The organism is Sagittula sp. NFXS13 (assembly GCF_040148795.1).
Classification (GTDB): Bacteria; Pseudomonadota; Alphaproteobacteria; order Rhodobacterales; family Rhodobacteraceae; genus Sagittula; species Sagittula marina.
This window is the reverse complement of the sequence record NZ_JAGEMH010000049.1, coordinates 1-1,436: the sequence shown is the minus strand read 5'-3', so window position 1 is coordinate 1,436 and position 1,436 is coordinate 1. Positions and strand designations below refer to the sequence as shown.

Genomic DNA, 1,436 nt, shown 5'->3' with positions numbered 1-1,436 from the left:
GCCTGCGCCCGCATCGGCGCGATCCATTCCATCGTTTTCGCCGGTTTCTCCCCCGACGCGCTGTCCGCCCGTGTAAACGGCTGTGACGCCAAGGTCGTGATCACCGCGGACGAAGCCCCGCGCGGCGGCCGCAAGACCCCGCTGAAAACCAACGCCGACAAGGCCCTGCTGCACTGCAAGGACAGCGTCAAATGCCTCGTGGTGAAGCGCACCGGCGGCCAGACCACCTGGGTCGACGGCCGCGACTACGACTACAACGAAATGGCGATCGAGGCCTCTGACCACTGCCAGCCGGCGGAAATGAAGGCCGAGGACCCGCTGTTCATTCTCTATACCTCCGGCTCCACGGGTCAGCCCAAGGGCGTTGTACACACCACTGGTGGATATTTGCTTTACGCCAGCCTGACGCATGAGGTCGTGTTCGATTACCACGACGGCGACGTCTTCTGGTGCAGCGCCGATGTGGGCTGGGTCACGGGCCATTCCTACATTGTTTACGGGCCCTTGGCCAATGGCGCGACCACGCTGATGTTCGAAGGCGTGCCGACCTATCCGGACGCCAGCCGCTTTTGGCAGGTCTGTGAAAAGCACAAGGTGAACCAGTTCTACACCGCGCCCACGGCGATTCGCGCGCTGATGGGCCAGGGCAACGAATTCGTAACGAAATGCGATCTATCCTCGCTGCGACTCCTCGGGACGGTGGGCGAACCGATCAACCCGGAGGCTTGGAACTGGTACAACGACCTGGTCGGCGGTGGCCGCTGCCCCATCGTGGACACATGGTGGCAGACGGAAACCGGCGGGCACCTGCTGACCCCCCTGCCCGGCGCCCATGCCACCAAACCGGGCGCCGCGATGAAGCCGTTCTTCGGCATTCAGCCGGTGGTGCTGGACCCGCAGAGCGGGCAGGAAATCGACGCCTCCCCGACGGAGGGCGTGCTGGCCATCGCCGACAGCTGGCCGGGCCAGATGCGCACCGTCTGGGGTGACCACGAACGGTTCGAGAAGACCTATTTCTCGGACTACAAAGGCTACTATTTCTCCGGCGACGGCTGCCGCCGGGACGCGGATGGCGACTACTGGATCACCGGCCGCGTCGATGACGTGATCAACGTGTCCGGCCACCGCATGGGCACGGCAGAGGTGGAATCCGCCCTCGTCGCCCACGAAAAGGTCGCCGAGGCTGCGGTCGTCGGCTACCCGCATGAGATCAAGGGTCAGGGCATTTACTGCTACGTGACCCTGATGAACGGCGTCGAGCCGACCGAAGACCTGCGCAAGGAGCTGCGCACCTGGGTCCGCACGGAAATCGGCCCCATCGCCTCGCCGGATCTGATCCAGTGGGCGCCGGGCCTGCCGAAAACCCGCTCCGGCAAGATCATGCGCCGCATCCTGCGCAAGATCGCCGAAAACGACTACGGCGCGCTCGGCGACAC

The 1,436-nt window shown here is 64.7% G+C and carries 1 protein-coding gene; it reads left to right on the top strand.

The window, feature by feature from the left end; genetic code table 11:
* Positions 1–1,436, top strand: a 1,436-nt coding sequence (acs, locus tag J4E08_RS24415) for an acetate--CoA ligase (protein WP_349540722.1), incomplete at both ends; no start/stop codon positions are given.